Source organism: Methanobacterium veterum, from assembly GCF_000745485.1.
GTDB classification, from domain to species: Archaea; Methanobacteriota; Methanobacteria; order Methanobacteriales; family Methanobacteriaceae; genus Methanobacterium_D; species Methanobacterium_D veterum.
In genome coordinates, this window is the sequence record NZ_JQJK01000015.1 from 158394 (window position 1) to 180798 (window position 22405).

The following is a 22405-nucleotide window of genomic DNA, read 5'->3' on the forward strand; positions in this document are numbered from 1 at the left end:
AAGTTATATAATTAATTAATCATGTAAAATTAGTCTTTATATAAAATAATACTTCTTAATATGTTTTGGAATTACATTACTAATATTTTAACAGTATTGGATAAAAATTATTAAAAAATAAGTATTTTTTAACTAAAAATTATTAATTTATGTGTTTTTTTATTACAAAAAGGATAAATTTGACTCTAAATGTAATAATAAATATGTAATAAATAGTATTATATAATGCTTCATACTAACACACTTTTGGTGTCATTATGAAGAAAAAATATGTATTTATTATACTCATAAGCATGTTTTTAATGTTAATTTCGATAACTGGAACTGTTTCAGCGGCTAATCATACTGTTAATCCTGGAGACAGTATTCAGTCTGTTATAAACAATGCTTCGTCTAATGACACTATTATTGTTAATGATAACAACGGTTCTGCTTATACTTATACTGGAAATTTGATTATAAATAAAACACTGCAATTAAAAGCTAAATCTGGCAGTAAAGTAACTATTAGGGCTTCTAATTCTTCAAAACCATCTATTACAGTGAATTCACTGGGAACGGGTGCTTTTATTCAGGGGTTCACAATTATTGGTGCCACTAACTCTTCGGGAATTTATTTAAATGGGGTTTTAAGTTGTAATATTACTGGAAATAATTTAAATGGTAATTATTATGGAGTTTATGTTTATGGTAGTTCGAGTAATAATATTGTATTGGGGAATACAATAGCAAATAGCACTTATTCTGGAATTATTTTAAATTCTAACAATAATACTGTACAGAATGATATTTTAACTGGTAATTTGCGAGGAATACTCCTTAGTGGAGGTAATTACAATACTATTCAAAATAACACTATAACAAACACGGGTTCTTATGGAATTGGATTAAATAATGCATATAATAACATATTCCAGAAAAATACTATAGCCGGTAGCACTTCTTTTGGGTTAAATATCCAAAATGGTTCAAATGGCAATATAATTAGGAGTAACGTTATAAAAAATAATAATTATGGAATTTACATTCTTAATTCAGCTATTACTATCACTTTCAATGAAATAACTGGAAATACTGTACATGGATTGTATTCTGTAAATGGAACAGCAAATGCAATAAATAATTGGTGGGGTTCTAACAATCTTACAGTATCATCAAGTAGTGGAAGTGATATTTATGGCAATGGGGGAACAGTAACCTACAATCCATGGCTTGTACTTACTATTGGCAGTTCTTCGGATATTGTGTCTAAAAGTAGTTCTTCCAGTGTAACTGCAGATCTAACTCGTAATAATCAGGGAACTAACACATCTTCCTCTGGCACCGTTCCAGATGGTATACCAGTAAACTTTTCCAAAACATTGGGAACCATTAGCAGTCCTGTATCTACAAGAAATGGTAAGGCAACTGCTACATTTAATTCAGGTACAACAACAGGTACAGCTACTGTTTCGGCTGTATTAGACAGACAAACAGTTAATAAAACAATTACTATTATATCTGGTGTATACAATACCAGAACCAAGAAAACGTTCTCTACTATACAAGCCGCTATAAATGATGCTACTACTTCAAATGGCGATACTATACTGTTAGGGGGAGGCACTTACGCTGCAAATATAGTTATAAGTAAAAGGCTTAGTTTAATGCCCGCTTATGGTGGAAATGTAATACTTCAAGCATCAAATTCATCACTCCCTACAGTTACTGCTTTTTATGGTGGAAGCGGTTCCTTAATTAAGGGTTTCACTATACGGGGGGCTACTAATTCTTATGGTGTTTATATAAGCTCTTATGTTAATAGTTGCAATGTCACTGGAAATATTATAACAAATAATTTATATGGGATCCTTATCGATGCAAACAGTACCCGTATATCTGGAAATAATATAACGGGCAACGCTCATGATGGAATTTATTTTGAAAATGTAAACAATAATTATATAACTGGAAATAATGTGACAGCCAATGGCGGGAACGGAATTATTAATTACTATTCACGAAACAATGCGATATCTGGTAATAAGGTAGCAAACAACACAGGTAATGGAATTGTTCTTTATTATGCCAATAATAACACTGTGTCTGGAAACAATGTAATGGGCAACATTCAAGAAGGAATTTTTCTCTACAATTCAAACAGTACTATTGTGTCGGGAAATAATGTAACTGGAAATAATGCGGATGGAATTGCCATTGGATATGCAAATAACAACACATTATCTGGAAATAATTTGACTGCCAATGTCCATAACGGAATTGACATTAGTTATGCCAATAATAACACTATATCGGGAAATAGCATATCTGGAAATAATGTAACTGTAGTGGGAGTTCATATCGAATATTCCAGTACTAATCGAGTATCCGGAAATAACATAACCTGCAATAGTATTAGTGGAATTTTCTTCAATGATGCACGCAATAACACTATCTCTGGAAACAATGTAACAGGCAATGATAGAGGAATTTACCTTTACAATTCAAACAGTACTGTTGTATCTGGAAATAATGTAAAAGATAATATTCTGGATGGAATTTGTCTCGATAGCTCGAATAATAACACTATATCTGTAAATGATGCATCATTCAATGGCTTAAATGGAATCATTGTTGGATATGCAAATAATAACACCATATCTGGAAATAATGCAACTAATAATGTTCACCATGGAATTTATTTAGACCTTGCTAATGGTAATTGTGTATCTGGAAATATTGCATCGAATAATGTTCTTAGTGGGATTTGTGCTGATAGTTCCAATAATACAACCTTAGTTGGGAGTAAAGTAACAGATAATGATCAAATGGGCATTTTCATTACTTATTCAAATGGTATTTTAATATCTGGAAATAATGTAACGAAAAATGGTATAAATGGGACGATTTACGGTGGAATAATTATTGGTTATTCAAATAACAGCACTATATCTGAAAATAACATAACAAACAATACTGAAAACGGAATTCTCCTTTATAATTCACGTAATGATATTATATTTGGAAATAATGTGACAAATAATACTGAAGGAATTGCCCTTCAAAATGCAAGTAATATCACTATATCTATGAATGATGCGATAAATAGCATTCTGAATGGAATTACTCTTCTTTATTCAAGTAATAATACAATCTCCAGAAACAACGTAACAAATAACCATTATGCAGGAATTTACGTAGATAATTCAGACAGTACTAGAATAACTGAAAATACCATAATTAATAATCAAAATGGTATTTATCTCTACTTTTCCCCAGCAACTGTTAATTTCAACAGAATTGCTCGAAACAGTGTAGGTGGACTTATTAATGCGTATAGCAGCTTTGTAAATGCAACTAACAACTGGTGGGGTACTAATAATCCAACTGTATCTTCCAGTAATGTCAGCGATATATGCATTTTAGGTGGAAATGTCATTTATAACCCATGGATTGTATTGGCTGTGAATTCTGTGCACTGTATAAACGGTACTTTTAATATAACTGCGGATTTAACACATAATAATCATGGAACTGATTTATCACAGTTAGGGCACGTCCCCGATGGAATAATTATTAATTTCACTACAGATTATGGAATAATTGTAAGAAATGTAAATACAATTAATGGAAAAGCCGTATCCCAACTTAATTCTACTGTAAATAGTATAGCTAATATTACTGTCACTTTAGATAACCAGATAGTTTCTAAAACGGTTAATATATTTAATATATACAATACTGTAACTCAGAAAGGGTTTTCTAGCATACAAGCGGCAATTGATGATCTTTCAACCTCTGACGGTGATGTTATTGAGATTATGAGTGGAACTTATAGGGAAAATATTGTTGTAAATAAAAGGATAGTAATAATGGCCTTTCCTGGAGAAAATGTGACAATACAAGCTGTGAATTCTTTAAGTTCTATTGTTACGGTGAATCCGGGTGTGACTGTTACAATTTTTAACTTGATATTTGCTAACGGTAATTATGCATCTGGTCCTGGTGGTGCTATTTATAATAGGGGTAATCTAACTGTAATTAACTGTACTTTTAGAAATAACACTGCTTATTGGGGTGGTGCTATCTGTAATGATGGCAATTTAACTGTAACTGGCAGTACTTTCATGGGTAACACTGCAATTCATGATGGTGGTGCTATAAACAGTAACAACGTTTTAAACGTTAATAATTGTGTTTTCACAAATAATGTTGCGCAGCATGTTTGTGGTGCAATTATCAACTGGCAGGGAACTATGAATGTTACTGGAAGTGGTTTTACTGGTAACACTGCGGCAATGGAAGGTAGTACTATTGGTAATTATTATGGCAGTGCCAATATTAACTTCAACCGGATTGTAGTAAGTGGAAATTATGGGCTTTACAATGCGAATGGTGGGGTTGTAAATGCTACAAATAATTGGTGGGGTTCAAATACAGACCCCACAACTAATTCAAGCAATATTCGCAACAATGGAGGAACAGTAACCTACAATCCATGGTTAGTATTAAACTTAACTGCTAATCCTACAAGAACTAATGGTAATTCAACAGTAACCGCTGATTTAACTCATAACAGTAATGGTGCTGATACTTCGTCGGGAGGTCATGTCCCGGATAATATACCTGTAAATTTCACAACCACATTAGGTAACATGGCTAGTCCAGTTTATACTAGGAATGGAAAGGCCATATTAACATTTAATTCAGGAACAGTCACTTCTGGAGTGGCAAGTGTCACTGCTACGTTGGATGGGCAAATTTTACAGATGAATATCACTATTGATGCAATTGCACCAACTGTAAATGCAACTCTCGCCACTGGACTTTACAATATTACTCAATATGTGAATTTAACAGCATCGGATGCCGTTGATTCAAATCCTGTTATTTATTACACTACTGATGGCAGCACTCCAACAACTTCAAGTACAGTATATGTTGGCCCTATTCTCCTAACCACAACTACTACTTTGAAATTCATGGCAGTTGATTTTACAGGTAATAAATCTCCTGTAGGTATTAAATATTATATCTTTTCACCTGTAGGTAATCTCAACACGGGTTTGGGTTATTCCAGTATACAAAATGCCATTGATGATATTTTAACTGTTAATGGCAATATTATTGTAGTTGCAAATGGGACTTACCTTGAAAATATTGTGTTAAATAAGAACCTCACAATAACTCCTTATGATGGAAACGTGACAATTCAGGCTGCAAGTCCAAACAGCCCTATTATCACTATTAATTCGGGCGGAAACGGATCTTTAATTTTAGGATTTACTTTAACTGGTGCTAATGGAACATCCTCGTCAGGCATTTATCTCAACAATGCCAGCAACTGCACTATTATGGGGAATATTTTGACCAGTAATTATTATGGGCTGCTTCTTGCCAGTTCAACGAATAATACGATATGGGACAACAACTTAACTGGTAATTTAATGGGAGGAATCTGGTTTAACAGTTCAGACAACAACACCATATATTCCAATATTATCACCAATAATTCTGGCCATGGAATTTATCTCTATAACTCAGGAAACACTTTGATAATGGCAAACACCGTCCAGAACAATTTAATGAATGGAATTGAACTCAACAATTCCAGTAACTGTACAATTTATGAAAATACTATAACAGATAACCATCAAAATGGAATTAAAGCTACATCATCCTCTGCCGACATTAATTTCAATATAATTACTGGAAATACTTTTTACGGGCTTTATAATATGGGTAATGGAGCATTAAATGCCACTAACAACTGGTGGGGAACTAACAATCCTGTAGTTTCATTAACCAGTCCCAGTGACATTAACATAGCTGGAGGAACTGTAACATATGATCCATGGCTAGTGCTTAGCTTAACTGGTTCTATGATTACTGTGACACATAACAGTACATCTGACTGCGAGATAACTGCTGATCTAACCCAGGATAACCATGGGAATGATACTTCTTCCTCGGGAACAATACCTGATGGTCTGCCTGTGAATTTCACCACTACGCTGGGAACTATAAACAGTACTGGGACCATTCGAAGTGGTAGGGCTATAGTAATTCTCACATCTAGTTCCTCAGATGGTGCAACAACAGTTGCAGCTACAGTGAATAACTGGCAGGTCTCTAAAGCGTTTCATAAGTCTTTCAGCAGTATTCAATCAGCTGTCAATGATCCTTTAACCATTGATGGTGACGTTATCTTTGTTACAAACGGGACATACATTGAAAATATTGTTGTAAATAAAAACCTCACCATAATCTCTGAGGGTAATGTAACTGTACAGGCATTGAATTCTTCAAACCCTGTTTTCACTGTTAATGACTGCAGTGATTCTATGATTTATGGATTTACAATCACAGGTGCGACACATTCATCAGCTATTTACCTAAATAGAGTTAGCAGCTGCTATGTATTAGATAATACTATTGCAGGAAATGGATTAAACAGCACCGGTGACTTTGGGTATGGGATCTTCCTGAACTCCACCACAAACTGTACGGTCTCAGGGAACATTTTACAGAATAATTTGGGGGGAATTGACCTTGAATACTCGAACAACACTCTCCTATCAGGAAATAACATAACAAACAGTATGTTGAGGGGTATTTATCTTTACCAGGCTAACAATACCACTATATCTGGAAATAATCTTGCAAACAATGACTGTGGTATTCTCTCTGAGTATTCAAATAATCTCACAGTAACATCAAATGATATTAAAAATAACACATATCAAGGTATTTATTTATACAACTCTTCAGGAGACCTTCATTTCAATAGGATAGTTGGAAATGGAGAATATGGACTTTTAAGCAGGGGTGGTACTGTGAATGCTACCAATAACTGGTGGGGAACCAATAATCCTGCAGTGTCTTCAGCAAAACCCAGTGCTATTTACGTGATAAGTGGATCTGTACTTTACAATCCATGGTTGGTTCTTACAATCACCCCAACTTCCTATAAGGTTTCTGATGGTAAGATTTATGAATCTACCATCACAGCAGACTTAAATCACAACAGCAACGGCGAGTATCTTTCAACTATAACTTACATTCCAGAAGGTATACCAGTTAATTTCACAACAGATAATGGCACTATCACCAATAGCAGTTCTACAGTAAAAGGCGAAGCTTCAGCTACTTTGGTGCTGAATCCAAACTTACAATCAGGTTTAACAAACGTAACTGCAAATGTAGATGGGCAAAATGTGTCTGCCGCAGTTGATCGCAGTGCCAATGCAACTATACTCATTGCAAGTACTGCTATTGATTTATCTACTGGTCAGCCGCTTTCTTTGTCTTATGTACTGCCTTTAAATGAGTCTGTTAGCTGGGTGAGTGTGCTGTGGAAGTCCACCAGCTCTGATTTTGGAGTGTTCCAGAATGAAGTGGACTTAATTGTAAATGGGGCTGTGGTTTTAAACAGAACAGTTTCAAATATAAATTACCTTTATTACAAAAATTCTTATTCTCCGAAAGTTTGGTACAATGTAAACTTTTTAAACTGGCTTTTTTCAGAGTCAGCAGCTTCTAAAATGGCACTGCAAAGTATCATTCAACAAAACCCAGAGTTACAGAATTTAACAGGTGATGACCTGGAAATTGGAATATTAAATATAATTAAAGAGAATAATGGGTTTACAAATAGTGAAATGAACATGATTGCAAACCACAGGTACTTCACTGATGATATAGCAACTTATATTAAGTATCCAGGGGACGCTGCTAAAAAGATCACAGTTGAAGACCCAGATAGTAATGAGTTAATAGACCTTGATTTCACTGGCAATCCTATTTCTAGAGTTAGTACTATGATTTATGCGAATGGGGGATACTTCCATGTAGATGATCCGGTCAATCCTACTTCTCTTGTTTATAAATATGCGGGTTATGAAGGCGTTAGAAGCTTTGCAATTGTTACAACTAAAGTTACAGATGATATCTTGCAGTACTGGTTGGATCAAAAGGACAGGACTGATGTAAATGGTACTCTTCTTTATCCGGATGGTCCTATGAAGGCGGCTTATGGAACCTTCTTAGAGGCTCTTTTGATGATTAAGTGTCATGATATGGTTGCTGACCAGGCAGCAGCTCAATACAATGTTTCATGGACACGGACTACGCCTATAATAGTTTCTGTTTTTGATGATGCTTACTGTACGGTTTTAACCTTGGAGTGTAGTCATCGTTTTGGTATGGATGTGATTGGGGATGTAAGTAACATTACGGCTTTCCGTTATGCTTGTTCGTCTGCTGTTAACCCGATTGAGCATATGGTTGGTGAATCATTATTCCCTGGTGGTAATAGTACTTCTATTGTTATGGGTTTGGGGCAGATGATTTTTAATGGTGAAATGGTTGACTTGTTTATGAGTAATGGTTATTTTGTGATGAAGTCCGCAGATAATAGTTTGTTTTTGGTTTTGGATCCTGAGACTGGTATTTTGAGGGATGTTATGGTTTTGAATTCTAGTTTGTCTGGTAGCTGGTGTTATTCTGACCAGCAGGCTGAATGGGCTCATGATCTGGGTGAGAAGCTGATTAATGGTATTGAAAATATTCCTTGGATGAGTTTTATTCCGATATTGGGTATAAATCTGAATATGTTTGGTAGTTCGGGTAGTATTCTTCAGGGAAGTGGTAGTTTAATGTCAATTTTTGAATATGTTGGTGTAGATGGTCCTGCTGCAGAGGTTTTGGCTAGTTTAACAAGGTTTGCAAAAAATCCGCTTACTGCAGCGGTTATTGGAGTAGGTATTACAACGTTTGTGGTTGGTAATTATTTATGTGATAAGTATAACTGGCCGCCGCACCGAGATTTCAATCAAGATGTTCAAACAGTAAAAGATTTAGTATATAATTCCGCGTCAAAAACGATTGGGTTTTTAATTTCGTCAGTATCATATGGTTCAAATAAGATTAATGTTGATATTTCGAAAACAATTGATTTTTTAAACAAAATTGATTGTGATGATGAACTTGATGACGCACAAACAACATTATGGGATTTTTGGGGACCACAAGCATTTAAAAATCTTGGAACTGGTGGTTCTGATGGAAATTCAACAGAATGGGCAAATACGTTTTTAAATACGTTCCGTTTCATTAAAAAGCAATCTATTGATATGTACAAAGGTATACTGGCTGGAGATCCTGTGGCATTTGCTAAAGGTGCTGCTGGTACTGGTGTTGGTCTTGGGTTGCTATCTGTATTGACAAGGGGAGTTATTTATGATACTATTGAGGAATCCTACCAAAAATATAAGAATTATGATTTAAATAATTCTACTTCTGGAGGTTTTGGTGGAGGTGGGGGTAGTGCATTCCCCTAACAAAATTCTAATAATAATATATCATAATTTTAGGTATTGGAGGATATAGATATGGGTTTATTTGGTGGTTTTAAGAATAAATATAATAAAAAATCTTTATTTAAAAAGGCTAATACCTACTTGGAAAATGGTGAATTTGATAAAGCATTAATGTGCTATGATGAAGTTTTAGAGTTAGATCAATTATTTATTGATGCCATTTTTTATAAGGGAATTGTTTTTAGAAAAAATAGTAAATCTGATGAGGCTCTCGAATGTTTCAATAAAGTTTTAGAGTTAGATCCAGAATATGTTGATGCATGGGTTGAGAAAGGAGGAGTTTTAGGATTATTTAAAAGAAAATTTTCTGAATCTATTAGTTGTTTGGATAAGGCTTTGGAATTGGATTCGAAAAATGTTGTAGCTTGGTATGTTAAAGGTTTGATATTATCGGGGCCATGTCAACATTTACATGAAGCATTAAATTGTTTTGATAGGGCTTTGGATTTGGATCCTGATTTTAAGCCTGCTAAAGAGTCTAAAAAGCTTCTTAAAGCTTCTTACAGAATGCCGTGAATTTTATTTTAAACCTTTTAAAAGTGTATAAACATAAATTTAGTGTTATTAATCTCTTTAAAATAGCATCTAAAGTAATAATAAAAATTAAATGGAAAATATTATATTTATTGCTTTTAATATAGATTTTAAAGGGGAGTTTGGGATGCAGGTGTTTAAATGAGACAAAGGAGTATTTCTAAAATTTTTTTTCAAAATGTCTTATGAGTTAAATGAATCTGAACGCAAAACTCAGATTCTTCTTTTTATACCTTTTGGTTTGAAACATGGATTACCTTGATTTCTAAATTGAATAGGGCATTAAAAAAACTCATCTTTATTTTGTGGGAGGTGTTTATTATAGGTTTATTTAGTGGTTTTAAGAAGAATTCACTTATTAAAAAGGGGATTGAATTTGAAGAGCAAGGGAAGTATCAAGAGGCTTTAGAGTGTTATGATGAAATTCTCAAAATAGATCCAAAGTATGCTAAAGCATGGTACAATAAAGGGGTTACTTTTGGAAAGATGGGGAAGTCTGAGGATGCTTTGAGTGCTTATGATAATGCTTTAGAGTTAGATCCAAAAGATGTTAAATCGTGGTATAATAAGGCTATTACTCTTGAAAAGTTTGGAAAATATAAAAACGCAATTGAGTGTTATGATAATGCCTTAAATCTTGATCCAAGCATGTATCAATTATGGAATAATAAGGGTAATGCTCTTGGAAATCTTGGAAAAAATGAAGAAGCTATTTTGTGTTATAATAAATCTATAGAATTAGATCCAAATAAATTTCGAGCGTGGTATAATAAGGGCAATGTTTTAAAAGATCTTGAGCGATTTGAAGAAGCTATTGAATGTTATAATAAAGCAGTAAATTTAGATTCAAAGTACGTTGATGCATGGTTTAATAAAGGAATTGTTCTTGGAAACCTTGGAAAGTATAATGAAGAATTAGAATGTTTTGATAAAGCTTTAGAATTAGAACCCATGAATGCAAAAATATGGCTTGTTAAAGGACTTGTTTTTTTGCAAGGTGATAAGTATGTATATGCTCTTGATTGTTTAGATAAAGCCTTAAAAATTGATCCACAATATATAATGGCATATTATTATAAAGGCATTGTTTTAGGAGAACTTGAAAAGAATCAAGAGGCTTTAAAATGTTTAACTAAAACTTTAGAACTTGATCCTGATTTTGAGCCTGCTAAGAAGGCAAAAAAAGCTATTTTGTCTTATAAATCTTAATTTGTAGTTTATTGGGGGATAAAATGGGACTCCTTAATTTTTTTAAAAATAAAGACACTTTTAAATCAGATTTTGAAAGAGCAGGAAAACTAGCAGATCAAGATAAATATGGCGAGGCTTTGAAGATCTATAATAGTTTACTTAAAAAGAACCCTGAAAGCACTGAAGTTTTGTATAATATGAGTATTGTTCTTGAATCAATAGGTAATTATGATGATTCAATAAATTGTTTAGATAAATATTTGAAACTTAAACCTGAAGATGCAAGTGCATGGTACAACAAAGGTTGGCTTCTGAAAGAATTGGATAATTTAAATGACGCTCTTTTTTGTTATAATAAATCCATAGAATATGATCCAAAAAAGGCTAATGTATGGTATAATAAAGGAAATATTTTATTTACTCTTAGGAAATGTGAAGAAGCTTTAAATGCTTTTAATAAAGTTTTAGAACTGGATCCTATGGATGATAAAGGGTGGTATAATAAGGGACTTATTATTCATCATTTTGGTGAAACTGATGAAGCCTTGAACTGTTTTGAAAGGGTTGTGGAATTAAATCCAAAAGATTCAGATGCTTTAAGCAATATTGGTGTTATTTTTGCTCGTAATGGTAAACTTGAAAAAGCAATGGTTTGCTTTGAAAAAGCATTGAGTATTGGATGTGACCTAGAAATTTATCATAATAAAGGCCAAACATTAATGGATTTAAAAAGATATGATGAAGCTTTAGAATGTTTTAATAAAGTTTTAGAGTTGGATCCTAATAATGAAGGGTCATGGAATAGTAAGGGTAACATATTTGCTGAACTGGGTAAGCATAATGATGCTGTGAATTATTTTAATCATTCTATTAAAATAAACCCTAATTATTCTAATGCTTATTATAATAAAGGTTTAAGTTTGGTAGAACTTAAAAGATGCGATGAAGCCATTGAATGTTTTCGAAAGGTATTGAAATTGGATCCTACTGATGAAAACGCTGCAAAATGGGTAAAAGAAATTTTATCTTTAAAACATATTCCTTAACCATAAATGCAAAAAAGTTATTGTGTCTTATAAATCTTAATTTGTAGCTTACGGGTGAATGAAATGGGATTTCTTAATTTTTTTAAAAATAAAGACACTTTTAAATCAGATTTTGAAAGAGCAGGAAAACTAGCAGATCAGGATAAATATGGCGAGGCTTTGAAGATCTATAATAGTTTACTTAAAAAGAACCCTGAAAGCACTGAAGTGTTGTATAATAAAAGTATTGTTCTTGAATCATTGGGCAATTATGATGATGCAATAAATTGTTTAGATGAATATTTGAAAATTAAACAGGATAGTGATGCGTGGTACAATAAGGGCTGTTTTAATGTGGAGTTAGGTAAATTGGATGATGCTCTTTTTTGTTTTAATAACGCCTTAGAATATGATCCAGATAAAATTAATGCGATGTATAATAAGGGTAATGTTCTGGTTGAACTTAGAAGATGTGATGAAGCTCTTAAAGTTTATAATAACATTTTAGTCTTGGATCCAACGAATGAGAAAGCATTGTATAACCAAGGTGTTATTTTTCAACATTTTGATAGATATGATGAAGCTTTAAGGTGTTTTGAAAAAGTTTTAGAATCAAATCCTAATGATTCAAAGGCCTGGAATAACAAAAGTATTATTTTCGCTGACATTGATCAAGAAGATGAAGCTTTAAAATGCATAGAAAAAGCATTAAACATTGATCCTGAAAATTCAGTGTATTATTTTAACAAAGGCCATAGTTTAAAGAAACTTAAACGATTTAATGAAGCGCTAGAATGTTTTGACAGAAGTTTAGAGTTAGAACCTAATAATGAAGAGTCATGGAATAGTAAAGGTAATATATTTGCTGAATTAGGAGACCATGAATATGCTATAAATTCTTTTGATCAAGCTTTAAAAATAAAATTGGATTATTCTAGTGCTTATTATAATAAAGGTTTGAGTTTGGTTGAACTTAAAAAATGCGATGATGCTCTTAAATGTTTTGAAATGGTTTTGAAGCTGAATCATAGGCATGAAAATGCTAAAGAGTGGGTAAAAGAGATTTCATCTTCCAAATCTTAATTCATATTTCAGATGTAAATAGAACTCTTCTTTATCCAGAAGGACCCATGAAAGCAGCGTATGGAACCTTTTTGGAGGCGCTTCTGGTGATTAAGTGTCATGATATGGTGGCAGATGCAGCTTCCAAATTTAATGTTACCTGGATTCGTACCACTCCAATTGTAGTTTCTACATTGGATGATGCTTATAACACGCTTCTTACTGGGGAAATGAGTCACAGGATGGGTATGGATGTAGTTGGGGATCCTGATAATGTGAGGGCGTTCCGTTTTGCATGTTCATCCTCCTTTTCACCGATTGAGTACTGGGTTATGGCGTCATTATTCCCTAATCCTGACCAGAATGGGACAATAATTGGTCCAAATGTGTGGAGTAGTGTAACAATTGGGTTGGGTGACCTGATGCTTAGTGGTGAGCCGTTAGAAATATTTGAAAGTAATGGTTATATTGTTATTAAAGCGGTTGGTAGCAATGGAAAGATATTGTTAATTGACCCGGAAACTGGTCTTGTTATGGACCTTTTAACGGGAAATGAAACCAGCTGCGGAAGTTACTGTTACAAAAACCAGCAGGCAGAATGGGGTAATGATTTAGGTAATATAATAATTAATAATGGACCAGCTATAAATAGGGCCATAGAAACAGGGGAAGCAGTAGCCGCGGACTGGGGTCAAAATGACATGGAAGATACAGTGCTTGGACTTGCAAGCAGTGCAGCAATATCTGTTGGAGTGGCAGCGATGATTCTAGGAGGCCCGCCAGGTTGGTTTATTGGTGGTGCGTTAATATTGGCGGGAGTAGCAGGTTCTTATTATGCCTCTGATCTGGATGAAGGATGGACTACATCTAGATGGATTAACTTTGGTTTGAATGTTGGGCCTTCTTTGGTACCATTTATTGGAGCTGAAGGTGGTGTTGCTGGTAGGCTTGGTATCAGTTATGTCACAAAAGCTGGGGCTAAAAAGAGTGTTACAACAGTTGCAGGAAATTCTGAGAGTTATGTGATTACAAATATGCCTAAATGGGGTGGCGGTACTTTCACCGGGGGTTATATGAGTACTGTAGAATATATTAAATATGGAACTAACAAAAGAGTAATAAGAACAGCATTTGGAGACACAAGAGAAGAAGCTGCTAAAAATGCTCTAAGATACACTGTACTGCCTAGTCGTGCTTCAGTGATTGTGAACAGTTATAGTCCTGAAATTGATGATTATGGTTCCGTAGCATATAATAACATTGCAGATTACTTTGCAACAACATAAATTATTTTATTTTATTGGAGAGATTAGATGGCAGTTAAAAATTATTTTTCGATATTTTTTACAAATGAACCTTGGAAGTTAGATGGGGAAGAAAGGAAAATTCATATTCTACTTAATGTGGTTTTAGGTATACCTATTTTATATTTACTTTCTTATATTTTCGCTAATCTTATGAAATTACATTATTTGCCCTTCTTTTTTGCCCTCTGTTTTTTTTTAATTGCATGGATTTTTTATGTATATTATTGGGATCAACTGGACAGTAAATATGGATTGAAACCTTTCCAATCACCATTTCCGTATTCTTATCAGGGTTATATAATTCTTTTTACTCTTTCGGCGCCTGCATTTTTCTTTTTAATGTTGGCATTAGGTTTAACATCTGGCAATTTCTGGTTTGGGTTAGGCGGTGCTGTTGCACTGGTTTATCCTATTTTGGGAATGTTTTTTAGAATTAAAACATTTAGTGATGATAGTATATTAATTCCTAAAGGTAAGGCAGTTTTACCTGATAAAGTGGTTTTACCTGATGGTAAGGAACTTTCTTCTGGAGAGGGAAGGGTAGTTACTGAGACTGTTAAGGGTTTTGGTTTTATGCCTCTCTCTTACTGGATTCTTGCATCGGCTGTAGGTTTATATACTGTTGGCCGTGGGTTTTCAGGAATACAATTACACTTCACCAGTGGAACGCCACCTTTAGAGGCTGCTATTTTCACTATTATTCTGGGTTTATTACTGCAGACAGTGTATTTGTTTCCGGATAAGCTTAATAGGATTGTTCCTATTGAGTTGAGAACTAAAAAAGGGTTTTTATTCATGTTTGTGTTGGCTTTTGTTTTGTTTGGTGTTTCACAGTTTTTAATTGGGATTGTGACGCTTTAACTTCCTAAATCTAAACTTAAAGCAGATGAATATGATTGCAAACTGCAGGTACTTCACCGATGATATAGCAACTTATATTAAGTATCCTGGTGATGCGGCTAAAAAGATCACAGTTGAAGATCCAGATAGTAATGAGTTAATAGACTTCCCTGACAATCCTATTTCTAGAGTTAGTACGATGATTTATGCAAATGGCGGATACTTCCATGTAGACGATCCTGTCAATCCTACTTCTATTGTTTATATAAACTATGAGGGTTATGAAGTAGTGATTCCAAACTAAAATACATTATAAACACGGCTTCCCAAAACACAGATCTCCAACATCTCCAAGACCTGGAACAATATAGCCATCCTGGTTGAGCTTTTCATCAACTGAACAGGTGTATATTTCAATTTCAGGATGATTTTTGAATATTTTTGCTATTCCCGGCTCTGCTGAGATAACACTGAAAATTACAATTTTTTTAGGCGTGCCCCTCTTTTTAATTTCATTTAAAATAGCATTCAATGTGTGGCCTGTTGCAAGCATGGGGTCTGCAACTATCACAATTTTATTTTCTAAATCTGGCAGTTTAATATAGTCTATCTTTGCATTAAATGGCGGTTCTTCACTCCTCCAGGCGCCGATAACCCCATATTCTGCCTCTTTAAATACTTGGGATATTCCTTCAACCAAGGGAATTGCAGCCCTTAAAACACTTACAACTACTATGTTGTCAATGTCTTTAATTTTGATGCCTTCTGCAACTCCCAGAGAGGTATTTACAGTTACAGGCTCTTTTTCTAAAGTATTTGCATATTCGTATCCCATTAACCGTCCAATTTCAATAATTCCCTGCCTGAAATGGACGCGGTCTATATTTTTGTCCCTTATTCTGGTGAGATTTTTCTGTACAACTGCATGCTCAACTACTTTTAACATGGGATACGCCTGCATTGATATCATTCTATTTTTTCTTCTTCATTATCATTTATTATGACCCTTTTACCCTCAGCGGTGGGTATGACCTTCATCTTGCCGCCTTCAAATTCTTTATCCAGCTCTTTTCCTTCAAATAACATGTGCAAAAAGACTGCAAGGGATGATACTTCTGAATGGGGCTGCGAAGTTACAGAAACATTCCAGTCGGCTTCTTTATATACTTTGGTAGGGACTCTTGAACCTCCAACCACTACAAGCTTGTCCTTTGGTGATTTTCTAATATCACTTACAACTTCATGGACCTGAGACCCGTACATTGTGAGGTGAACTACTTCTCCACCATTGTTTTTCCATTCATCTATGAGGTTTTCATAATTCTTTTTATAATCTACTTTAAATTGACCACCCCAACGTTTAGCAACATCTTTGACGTTTTCCATGAGTTTTGTATCTTCGTCTCCATTTAAGATTACTCCGTCCGCTCCAAAAGCTCTTGCTGTCAGGCAAACGTGGGTTGTTATTCGTGCATCTCTTTTTTGTCTGTGGTCAAGTCTTAAAACATTGATTTTCACTCTATCAGCTCTTATATGTATATTAAAACAGTAGTCATTACTATAAGGGATACTAAACGCCCTATTTCATTGGAAGCCCCTAAAATATCTCCTGTTGCATATTTAAACTGTTTTGAAGCTACAGCAGCAACTGCGGCGCCAGCAATTATCCCTCCAATTATTCCAAGGATTCCTGTGATACTTATGGCTAAAAATCCAATTATTGACGTTAAAATAAATGACAGTACTAATAATTTTATGTTCATTGATTCTATAAATAATCTTCCAGTTCCATCTGGAAACGGTTTTGAAAATGTTGCACAGGTTATAAGGCTTGTTTTTGCAGCTACCTCCGAAATTAAAAGTACCAAAAATATTAAACCTGCAGGAATAGCATTAATTGCTGAAAATGTAATTATGGCAACTATAAAAAATAGGGAGATACCTCCAGTCCCGACCATCATGTCCCTCATAACTTGAATCTTTTTTTGGTGGTCTCCGTGTACCATGAGCCCATCACCCATATCCATGAGCCCGTCCAGGTGGTGGAATCCAGTAAACCATATTGCAAAACTGTAAACTAGGGCTGCTGTGATAAGTGGGGATAGGTGAAGCAGGTTCAAAGATATAAATCCAACTGCTCCTACAAATATTCCAATCAAGCCGCCAATTACAGGCCAGAACCATGTGAAAGCTGCCATTTCCTCAATGGTAGTATGAATATTTAGGGGGATAACTGTTGAAAATGAAATAAGTCCTGCTATCCCTCTAAGTTTAGATGAATTTAATGCAGGGTGTGATTTTTCGTATTCTACATTCAGTACTCTTTTGTCGCTCATGATCATTCCCCGATCATTCTTCAAATATCTTGGACATGCACCCTGCAATAAGCCCTGCAAATACATCATCAAGTACGGGGCCAAGTTTGCCGATTATGCCTGGTTTTTCCTCATCATATCGTTTAAAATTAAATATTGCTTTGGTCCCGGCAATTTGATTTGCTACAGACATTCCAAAGACTTCATCGGAATATAGGTATGCGGGATCATCATCTACATTTATTCCTGTTACTCTATGTTTTGCGTAATCTTCTTCAAGCCTTATTCCTGCAATTATGAATGATACAACATTCAGATCTTTTAGAGACTTTAATATCTGCTTATGTAACTTTTCGTATAGCTCTTCGCTTTTTTCTACGCCTACACATAGTTCCATTCCAGCATCAACAAGGTCTTCTATTTTGATGCCTATTCCTTCTATATAATCTAAAACTTCTTTTTTATATCCTGAATTTAAAATAGCTTTTTTTGTGGCTTTTCTGACGCATTTCATAACTAAAGTTTGAAGTTCTGCGTTGTCAATTTCTTCTTCATTTTTTCCAGTACAGGCTACAATTAGTGAATCATTAAGATTTCCGGTAGATATGTCTCCTGAAGAATTTCGAACATCTAAATCCCATAATGCTGCTACTTTAGCTCTTTCTGCACATGAATATACGTTTAAAAGTGATTTATAACTTAGATCATTATTTATAATTAATATTGTGCTTATGGATATTTTGTCATCATAATTAGTATTAACTACTTCTTTTGTGTCCAATAGGTTAAATGCATGGGATGAAACTATGGCTGTTACATAATCGGATGTTTCAACGGCTGACTTGCTAATGCTGGCGCCTGTTAAGATTACTGATGCGGGATTCAGCACATTTTTATTTTCAAGGAATTTGTGGATATATTCTTCTTTATTTTGAATATCATTACAAGACGAATGGTTTATTATAGTTTTGATAGTTGAAAAATTATTGTTAACATTACTTAAAGATAAAAACCCCTTTTCTCTTTGGATTATAAAAGCGTCGCTTTTTATATTAATTTGAGCATCTTTGATACATATTTTATCCATTAAATCACCATAAGGTTATTTACTGAAGCTGGTCAATTTAAATTCTGATTTCAAGAATTTTGTGGTTTCCAGCTTGAATCTTGAAGTTGATATTATATTCACAGTCACCAATATTATAATAGGTGGGCAGAACATATGAATATATAGAGAAGGTGATGGCATGAAAGTTCATCTGAGGGTCTTTGTTGAGATAAGAAATTTAGGTAAAGCTATGAATGCTCTAACTGATGCGGGAATAACTGGATTTTATATTTTGGAATATAAGGGTATGTCTCCCCAGGATTGGAAGGGATTTTCTATAAAGGAGGATCCGGAGTCTGCAATAAAGATGATCAAAGATCATGCAAAGAATGCGATGCTTATCTGCAGTGTTGTGGATGAAGAAAAAGTGGATGAAATAGTAAAAATGGTCCGTGAGGCTCTTATGGGCGAAAAATACACTATTTTAGAAGTTCCAATACGCAGGATAATTATAAGCGACGGTAAAAATTAATAACTTGATGTAAATATCAGTTATTAATTTATTTTATGTTTTTCTCTTTTCTAAAATAAGTCTTAATAATGTCATCATGCTTAATTTTACCTTATTTTTCCTAAAATAAATTTATAATAATAATTTATATGTCTGATCGATTTATATATTTAAATTGGCATTAATTGACTCTATTTTAAAATAGCAGCGTTTTAAAGCATTTTAAATCATTAATTAATGTTAAAATATATTAATTTTAAAATTTTGAACAATATAATATCTTTTTAATTTTTAGTTAAAATATTAGATATTTTATTGGATTAAAAACTATTTTTATTTTATAAATTTCAAAAAAAGGGTAAAATTTATATATTAAAACATATTAAAAATTCAATTCCCCTATTTCTATTTCAAAAAATCATATTAAGTAAATAATCATATCTATTTTGGGATGAATTTCATAAAATATTTATATTGAGTAATACAAATTATTACTAAGTTTATACGGAGGTGTTAATTATGCTCCAACTGGTTCAGGGGTACCTAACCCTAGTGGCACCAACCAATCAACTGAACCAAAAAAACATATGGAGTGTGATTATATTAAGCGACAAATTAAAGCAAGTACGCTATTGGCGCTGTTTTCGATTGCAGCGCTTCTTATTATGAGTCCTGCAGCTGTTTCGGCTCATGGAATTGGTGCTTATAATGTTAAAATAACATCGAAGTATGTTATGGCAACAGGTAAATGTAGTTGTAGTTTGGGAGCAAATTACAATTACCATACTAGGGTTTTCTACAATTATGACCCATCATCGCATACCTATGGAACTCTTGCATTTGAAGAAGGCCCTTCTTCATGGACTTCACCTGAGGGTATGTGGTACAGCACAGTAACAGATATGGATTTCTGTTTAATTCATGGAAAATCTCATGATAATAGAGGATTTTATTTAATCCCGTATAATGGAGTAATCAACGGAAAAGAAGTTAAAAATGGATATTTCACAGGAAAAACTATTGTTCCACAGAATACAACAAAAGTAACTCAAAAAACGGATTCAAATGTTCCTAAAGTAAAAGCGCAGGATTATGAAGATGAGACGGTTGAACTGCTCATTGGAAATAAGTTATATAGAATCGATAAAGATAAATTTGATTCATTTAAAATTGAGGGCCTATGGATAGCTGGGATGTAAATCTTAATTCCAGCTCCAATTTTCTATTTTTCCGTACAAAATCAACAGTTTTGTGAACCTGCAAACATGAACGTTTTTAAAATTAGCTAATTTATAACTTTGGACTTAGCTTGGTAACTTTACCATGGTAAGCCAGAAACTTTCTATTGATTGTATAACTTTTATAAACTGGTCAAAGTCCACTGGTTTTATGATGTAACAGTTGGCATGGTTGCAATAAGTTTTTAAAATATCGTCTTCAGCACTTGAAGTGGTTAAAATGACTACTGGAATACATTTAAGTTCTTCATCTTCTTTTATTTCTTTTAAAACTTCACGCCCATCTTTTCGAGGTAAATTCAAATCAAGCAATATTAAGTCTGGTTTTGAAGTATCTGCATATTCACCACTATGCTGCAGATAGTCCATAGCTTCTACACCGTCTTTTACATGATATAATTTGTTATTTATTTTAAAATCCTTAAAAACTTCCATTACAAGACGGGCATCTGCAGGATTATCTTCTACAAGTAAAATTTCAACTGTTTTACCTATCAATTTACCACCATAAATTAAATTCACGTGTTAAATAGTGTACTATTCTATATATTAGCTGCTGGTTTCCAGATATCAGCTTTATACTCTGTTTAAATAGGGTGAAAAGCATTTATTTATTTTTTTTAATTAAACTCCATGTAGTTTGCAATTCTTTAATTAATGATTTATTAACGTTTTTATGTTTATATTTGTCTATTAGAAAGAATACTTTTCTTTAATGAATATTTAACAGGTATGTTTGAATAGGGGACTATATTTATTTTTTTAAGATTTAATGCATCTTTTTTTAAACATTTTATTTAGTTTCTCTCTATAATGGGATGTATTAATAATGTACCACTATAGATTAATATGTATGATTGAAATATTAATACTTTTCTAAAACTTTCATAATTGGGGGGATAAAAAAGGTTTAATGGAATATAAGATGCATATTGTGGAAATGAAAAATAAATAGGGATATAATAAACATGAAACTTAATTTAAAAATTAAAATTAAATCTTTATAATATCTAAAAAGGTAGAATATATCAAAATTTAGATTTATTTCATTTATTGAAAACTATGGTTAAAATGGGGATAATATAACAATTTTAATCCAAAAATCTTTGATTATTTTGACTATATTTTAAAAACCTGTTAAAATTCACAGGTTTTGTAACATAAAAGCAGGCATGATTGTAATATTTTCAGTAGTTTATATGTCGAATGGCATTGTAAATGCCCTTTTCAGTAATGTCATGCCCTGATTATTAATTAGATGGTTTAAACATAACTTTATAGATATATGAGCCTAAATCATTTTAACATCTTTAAAAGCTCTTATCCGTCTCATACATGATTCACAAGTACCGCAAGGTTTCTCTTCACCCATATAACATGAATAACTTAAATCCATAGGTGCATCTATTTCCATACCGAGCTTAACTATTTCAGTTTTGCTCATGTTTATAACTGGAGCTTCAATTTTTACACCTTCAAGTGTACCAATTTCAAGGACATTATTAAATGCATCTAAGAACTCTTTTGAGTTATCTGGGAATGTAGCCGCTTCTTCTAAGTCCCATCCTACGATGATCTTTTCTGCATTTAGAGCTTCTGCAAAAGATGTTGCTATGGCTGTAAAAACTACATTTCGCCCAGGAACCCATACTTTTCGAGCTGTTTCATCACAAATTTCCTTGCTGTCGAGTTCATCCATTTTAAGTTCTGGGACCTCTGCGTCAGAAGTTAAAGCTGACTTTCCAAGTTTTTTAAGCCAGGGAAGATCTAGAACGCTGTGTTCAATCCCTAATTTTTCACACACTGCTCTTGCAGACTTAATTTCCATTTCTGCACTTCTTTGACCGTAGTTAAACGTTATCGCATGGATTTCATATTTGTCATTGTAATATGCTGTTGCAACGGTTGAATCGAGCCCTCCCGAAAGGACAGATATAGCTTTTGATTTGTTTTCCATTATATCACACCGAATTTT

At 33.5% G+C, this 22405-nt stretch carries 16 protein-coding genes; 10 read left to right on the forward strand and 6 right to left on the reverse strand.

Going from position 1 to position 22405, the window contains the following annotated elements:
• Nucleotides 1-257: 257 nt before the first annotated feature.
• From EJ01_RS08150 to EJ01_RS08185, 8 genes are all read left to right on the forward strand, one after another.
• Entirely contained in the window at nucleotides 258-9320 is a 9063-nt protein-coding gene (locus EJ01_RS08150; protein ID WP_048081880.1) for a right-handed parallel beta-helix repeat-containing protein, read from the forward strand.
• 51 nt (nucleotides 9321-9371) lie between these two features.
• The gene (locus EJ01_RS08155; protein ID WP_048081881.1) at nucleotides 9372-9875 is read left to right on the forward strand and encodes a tetratricopeptide repeat protein; all 504 of its coding nucleotides are present in this window, start codon (nucleotides 9372-9374) and stop codon (nucleotides 9873-9875) included.
• A 276-nt stretch (nucleotides 9876-10151) separates the two neighbouring features.
• Nucleotides 10152-11102, forward strand: coding sequence for a tetratricopeptide repeat protein (locus EJ01_RS08160; RefSeq protein ID WP_052375982.1), 951 nt, complete (start codon nucleotides 10152-10154; stop codon nucleotides 11100-11102).
• Between the two features lie 23 nt (nucleotides 11103-11125).
• Nucleotides 11126-12130: a tetratricopeptide repeat protein gene (locus tag EJ01_RS08165; protein ID WP_052375984.1), complete on the forward strand. Its 1005-nt coding sequence runs from the start codon at nucleotides 11126-11128 to the stop codon at nucleotides 12128-12130.
• 63 nt (nucleotides 12131-12193) lie between these two features.
• On the forward strand, nucleotides 12194-13192 hold the full coding sequence (locus tag EJ01_RS08170) for a tetratricopeptide repeat protein (RefSeq protein WP_052375985.1): 999 nt from the start codon (nucleotides 12194-12196) through the stop codon (nucleotides 13190-13192).
• A 47-nt stretch (nucleotides 13193-13239) separates the two neighbouring features.
• Nucleotides 13240-14457, forward strand: a complete 1218-nt coding sequence (locus EJ01_RS08175) for a hypothetical protein (RefSeq protein ID WP_157203588.1) — start codon at nucleotides 13240-13242, stop codon at nucleotides 14455-14457.
• Nucleotides 14458-14484: 27 nt separating this feature from the next.
• Entirely contained in the window at nucleotides 14485-15339 is an 855-nt protein-coding gene (locus EJ01_RS08180; RefSeq protein ID WP_048082164.1) for a hypothetical protein, read from the forward strand.
• Between the two features lie 31 nt (nucleotides 15340-15370).
• Nucleotides 15371-15622 (forward strand): hypothetical protein, encoded by a 252-nt coding sequence (locus EJ01_RS08185; protein WP_048082163.1) that lies wholly within the window; start codon nucleotides 15371-15373, stop codon nucleotides 15620-15622.
• A 6-nt stretch (nucleotides 15623-15628) separates the two neighbouring features.
• Here EJ01_RS08185 and upp read toward each other — a convergent pair whose 3' ends face one another.
• From upp to EJ01_RS17515, 4 genes are read right to left on the reverse strand one after another with little or no spacing between them, the layout of a single operon-like run.
• Nucleotides 15629-16264, reverse strand: coding sequence for a uracil phosphoribosyltransferase (gene upp, locus EJ01_RS08190; protein WP_048082173.1), 636 nt, complete (start codon nucleotides 16262-16264; stop codon nucleotides 15629-15631).
• A 20-nt stretch (nucleotides 16265-16284) separates the two neighbouring features.
• Nucleotides 16285-16836: a tRNA (cytidine(56)-2'-O)-methyltransferase gene (locus EJ01_RS08195; protein ID WP_048082162.1), complete on the reverse strand. Its 552-nt coding sequence runs from the start codon at nucleotides 16834-16836 to the stop codon at nucleotides 16285-16287.
• A gap of 11 nt (nucleotides 16837-16847) precedes the next feature.
• Nucleotides 16848-17654 carry an adenosylcobinamide-GDP ribazoletransferase gene (cobS, locus tag EJ01_RS08200; RefSeq protein ID WP_048082161.1) on the reverse strand — a complete coding sequence of 269 codons (807 nt, stop codon included), beginning with the start codon at nucleotides 17652-17654 and terminating at the stop codon, nucleotides 16848-16850.
• 13 nt (nucleotides 17655-17667) lie between these two features.
• On the reverse strand, nucleotides 17668-18720 hold the full coding sequence (locus EJ01_RS17515; protein WP_084691324.1) for a phosphatidylglycerophosphatase A: 1053 nt from the start codon (nucleotides 18718-18720) through the stop codon (nucleotides 17668-17670).
• Nucleotides 18721-18880: 160 nt separating this feature from the next.
• On the opposite strand from EJ01_RS17515, the gene EJ01_RS08210 reads away from it, so the two are divergent.
• Together EJ01_RS08210 and EJ01_RS16485 are read left to right on the forward strand one after the other, a co-directional pair.
• On the forward strand, nucleotides 18881-19213 hold the full coding sequence (locus tag EJ01_RS08210) for an MJ1244 family protein (protein WP_048082160.1): 333 nt from the start codon (nucleotides 18881-18883) through the stop codon (nucleotides 19211-19213).
• Nucleotides 19214-19824: 611 nt separating this feature from the next.
• Nucleotides 19825-20391 carry a hypothetical protein gene (locus EJ01_RS16485; protein WP_169740450.1) on the forward strand — a complete coding sequence of 189 codons (567 nt, stop codon included), beginning with the start codon at nucleotides 19825-19827 and terminating at the stop codon, nucleotides 20389-20391.
• A gap of 105 nt (nucleotides 20392-20496) precedes the next feature.
• On the opposite strand, the gene EJ01_RS08220 is transcribed toward EJ01_RS16485, so the two are convergent.
• The gene (locus tag EJ01_RS08220) at nucleotides 20497-20928 is read right to left on the reverse strand and encodes a response regulator (RefSeq protein ID WP_084689183.1); all 432 of its coding nucleotides are present in this window, start codon (nucleotides 20926-20928) and stop codon (nucleotides 20497-20499) included.
• A gap of 793 nt (nucleotides 20929-21721) precedes the next feature.
• Nucleotides 21722-22387: a 7-cyano-7-deazaguanine synthase QueC gene (queC, locus tag EJ01_RS08225; protein ID WP_048082169.1), complete on the reverse strand. Its 666-nt coding sequence runs from the start codon at nucleotides 22385-22387 to the stop codon at nucleotides 21722-21724.
• Nucleotides 22388-22405 lie beyond the last annotated feature (18 nt).

Excerpts from the sequence above, each read along its gene's own strand:
- EJ01_RS08165 (WP_052375984.1), top strand. The coding sequence starts at position 11,126 with ATGGGACTCCTTAATTTTTTTAAAAATAAAGACACTTTTAAATCAGAT.
- EJ01_RS08150 (WP_048081880.1), top strand. The coding sequence starts at position 258 with ATGAAGAAAAAATATGTATTTATTATACTCATAAGCATGTTTTTAATG.
- EJ01_RS08175 (WP_157203588.1), top strand. The coding sequence starts at position 13,240 with ATGAAAGCAGCGTATGGAACCTTTTTGGAGGCGCTTCTGGTGATTAAG.
- EJ01_RS08180 (WP_048082164.1), top strand. The coding sequence starts at position 14,485 with ATGGCAGTTAAAAATTATTTTTCGATATTTTTTACAAATGAACCTTGG.
- EJ01_RS08210 (WP_048082160.1), top strand. The coding sequence starts at position 18,881 with ATGAAAGTTCATCTGAGGGTCTTTGTTGAGATAAGAAATTTAGGTAAA.
- EJ01_RS17515 (WP_084691324.1), bottom strand. The coding sequence starts at position 18,720 with ATGGATAAAATATGTATCAAAGATGCTCAAATTAATATAAAAAGCGAC.
- EJ01_RS08170 (WP_052375985.1), top strand. The coding sequence starts at position 12,194 with ATGGGATTTCTTAATTTTTTTAAAAATAAAGACACTTTTAAATCAGAT.
- queC (WP_048082169.1), bottom strand. The coding sequence starts at position 22,387 with ATGGAAAACAAATCAAAAGCTATATCTGTCCTTTCGGGAGGGCTCGAT.
- EJ01_RS08155 (WP_048081881.1), top strand. The coding sequence starts at position 9,372 with ATGGGTTTATTTGGTGGTTTTAAGAATAAATATAATAAAAAATCTTTA.
- cobS (WP_048082161.1), bottom strand. The coding sequence starts at position 17,654 with ATGAGCGACAAAAGAGTACTGAATGTAGAATACGAAAAATCACACCCT.
- upp (WP_048082173.1), bottom strand. The coding sequence starts at position 16,264 with ATGTTAAAAGTAGTTGAGCATGCAGTTGTACAGAAAAATCTCACCAGA.
- EJ01_RS08185 (WP_048082163.1), top strand. The coding sequence starts at position 15,371 with ATGATTGCAAACTGCAGGTACTTCACCGATGATATAGCAACTTATATT.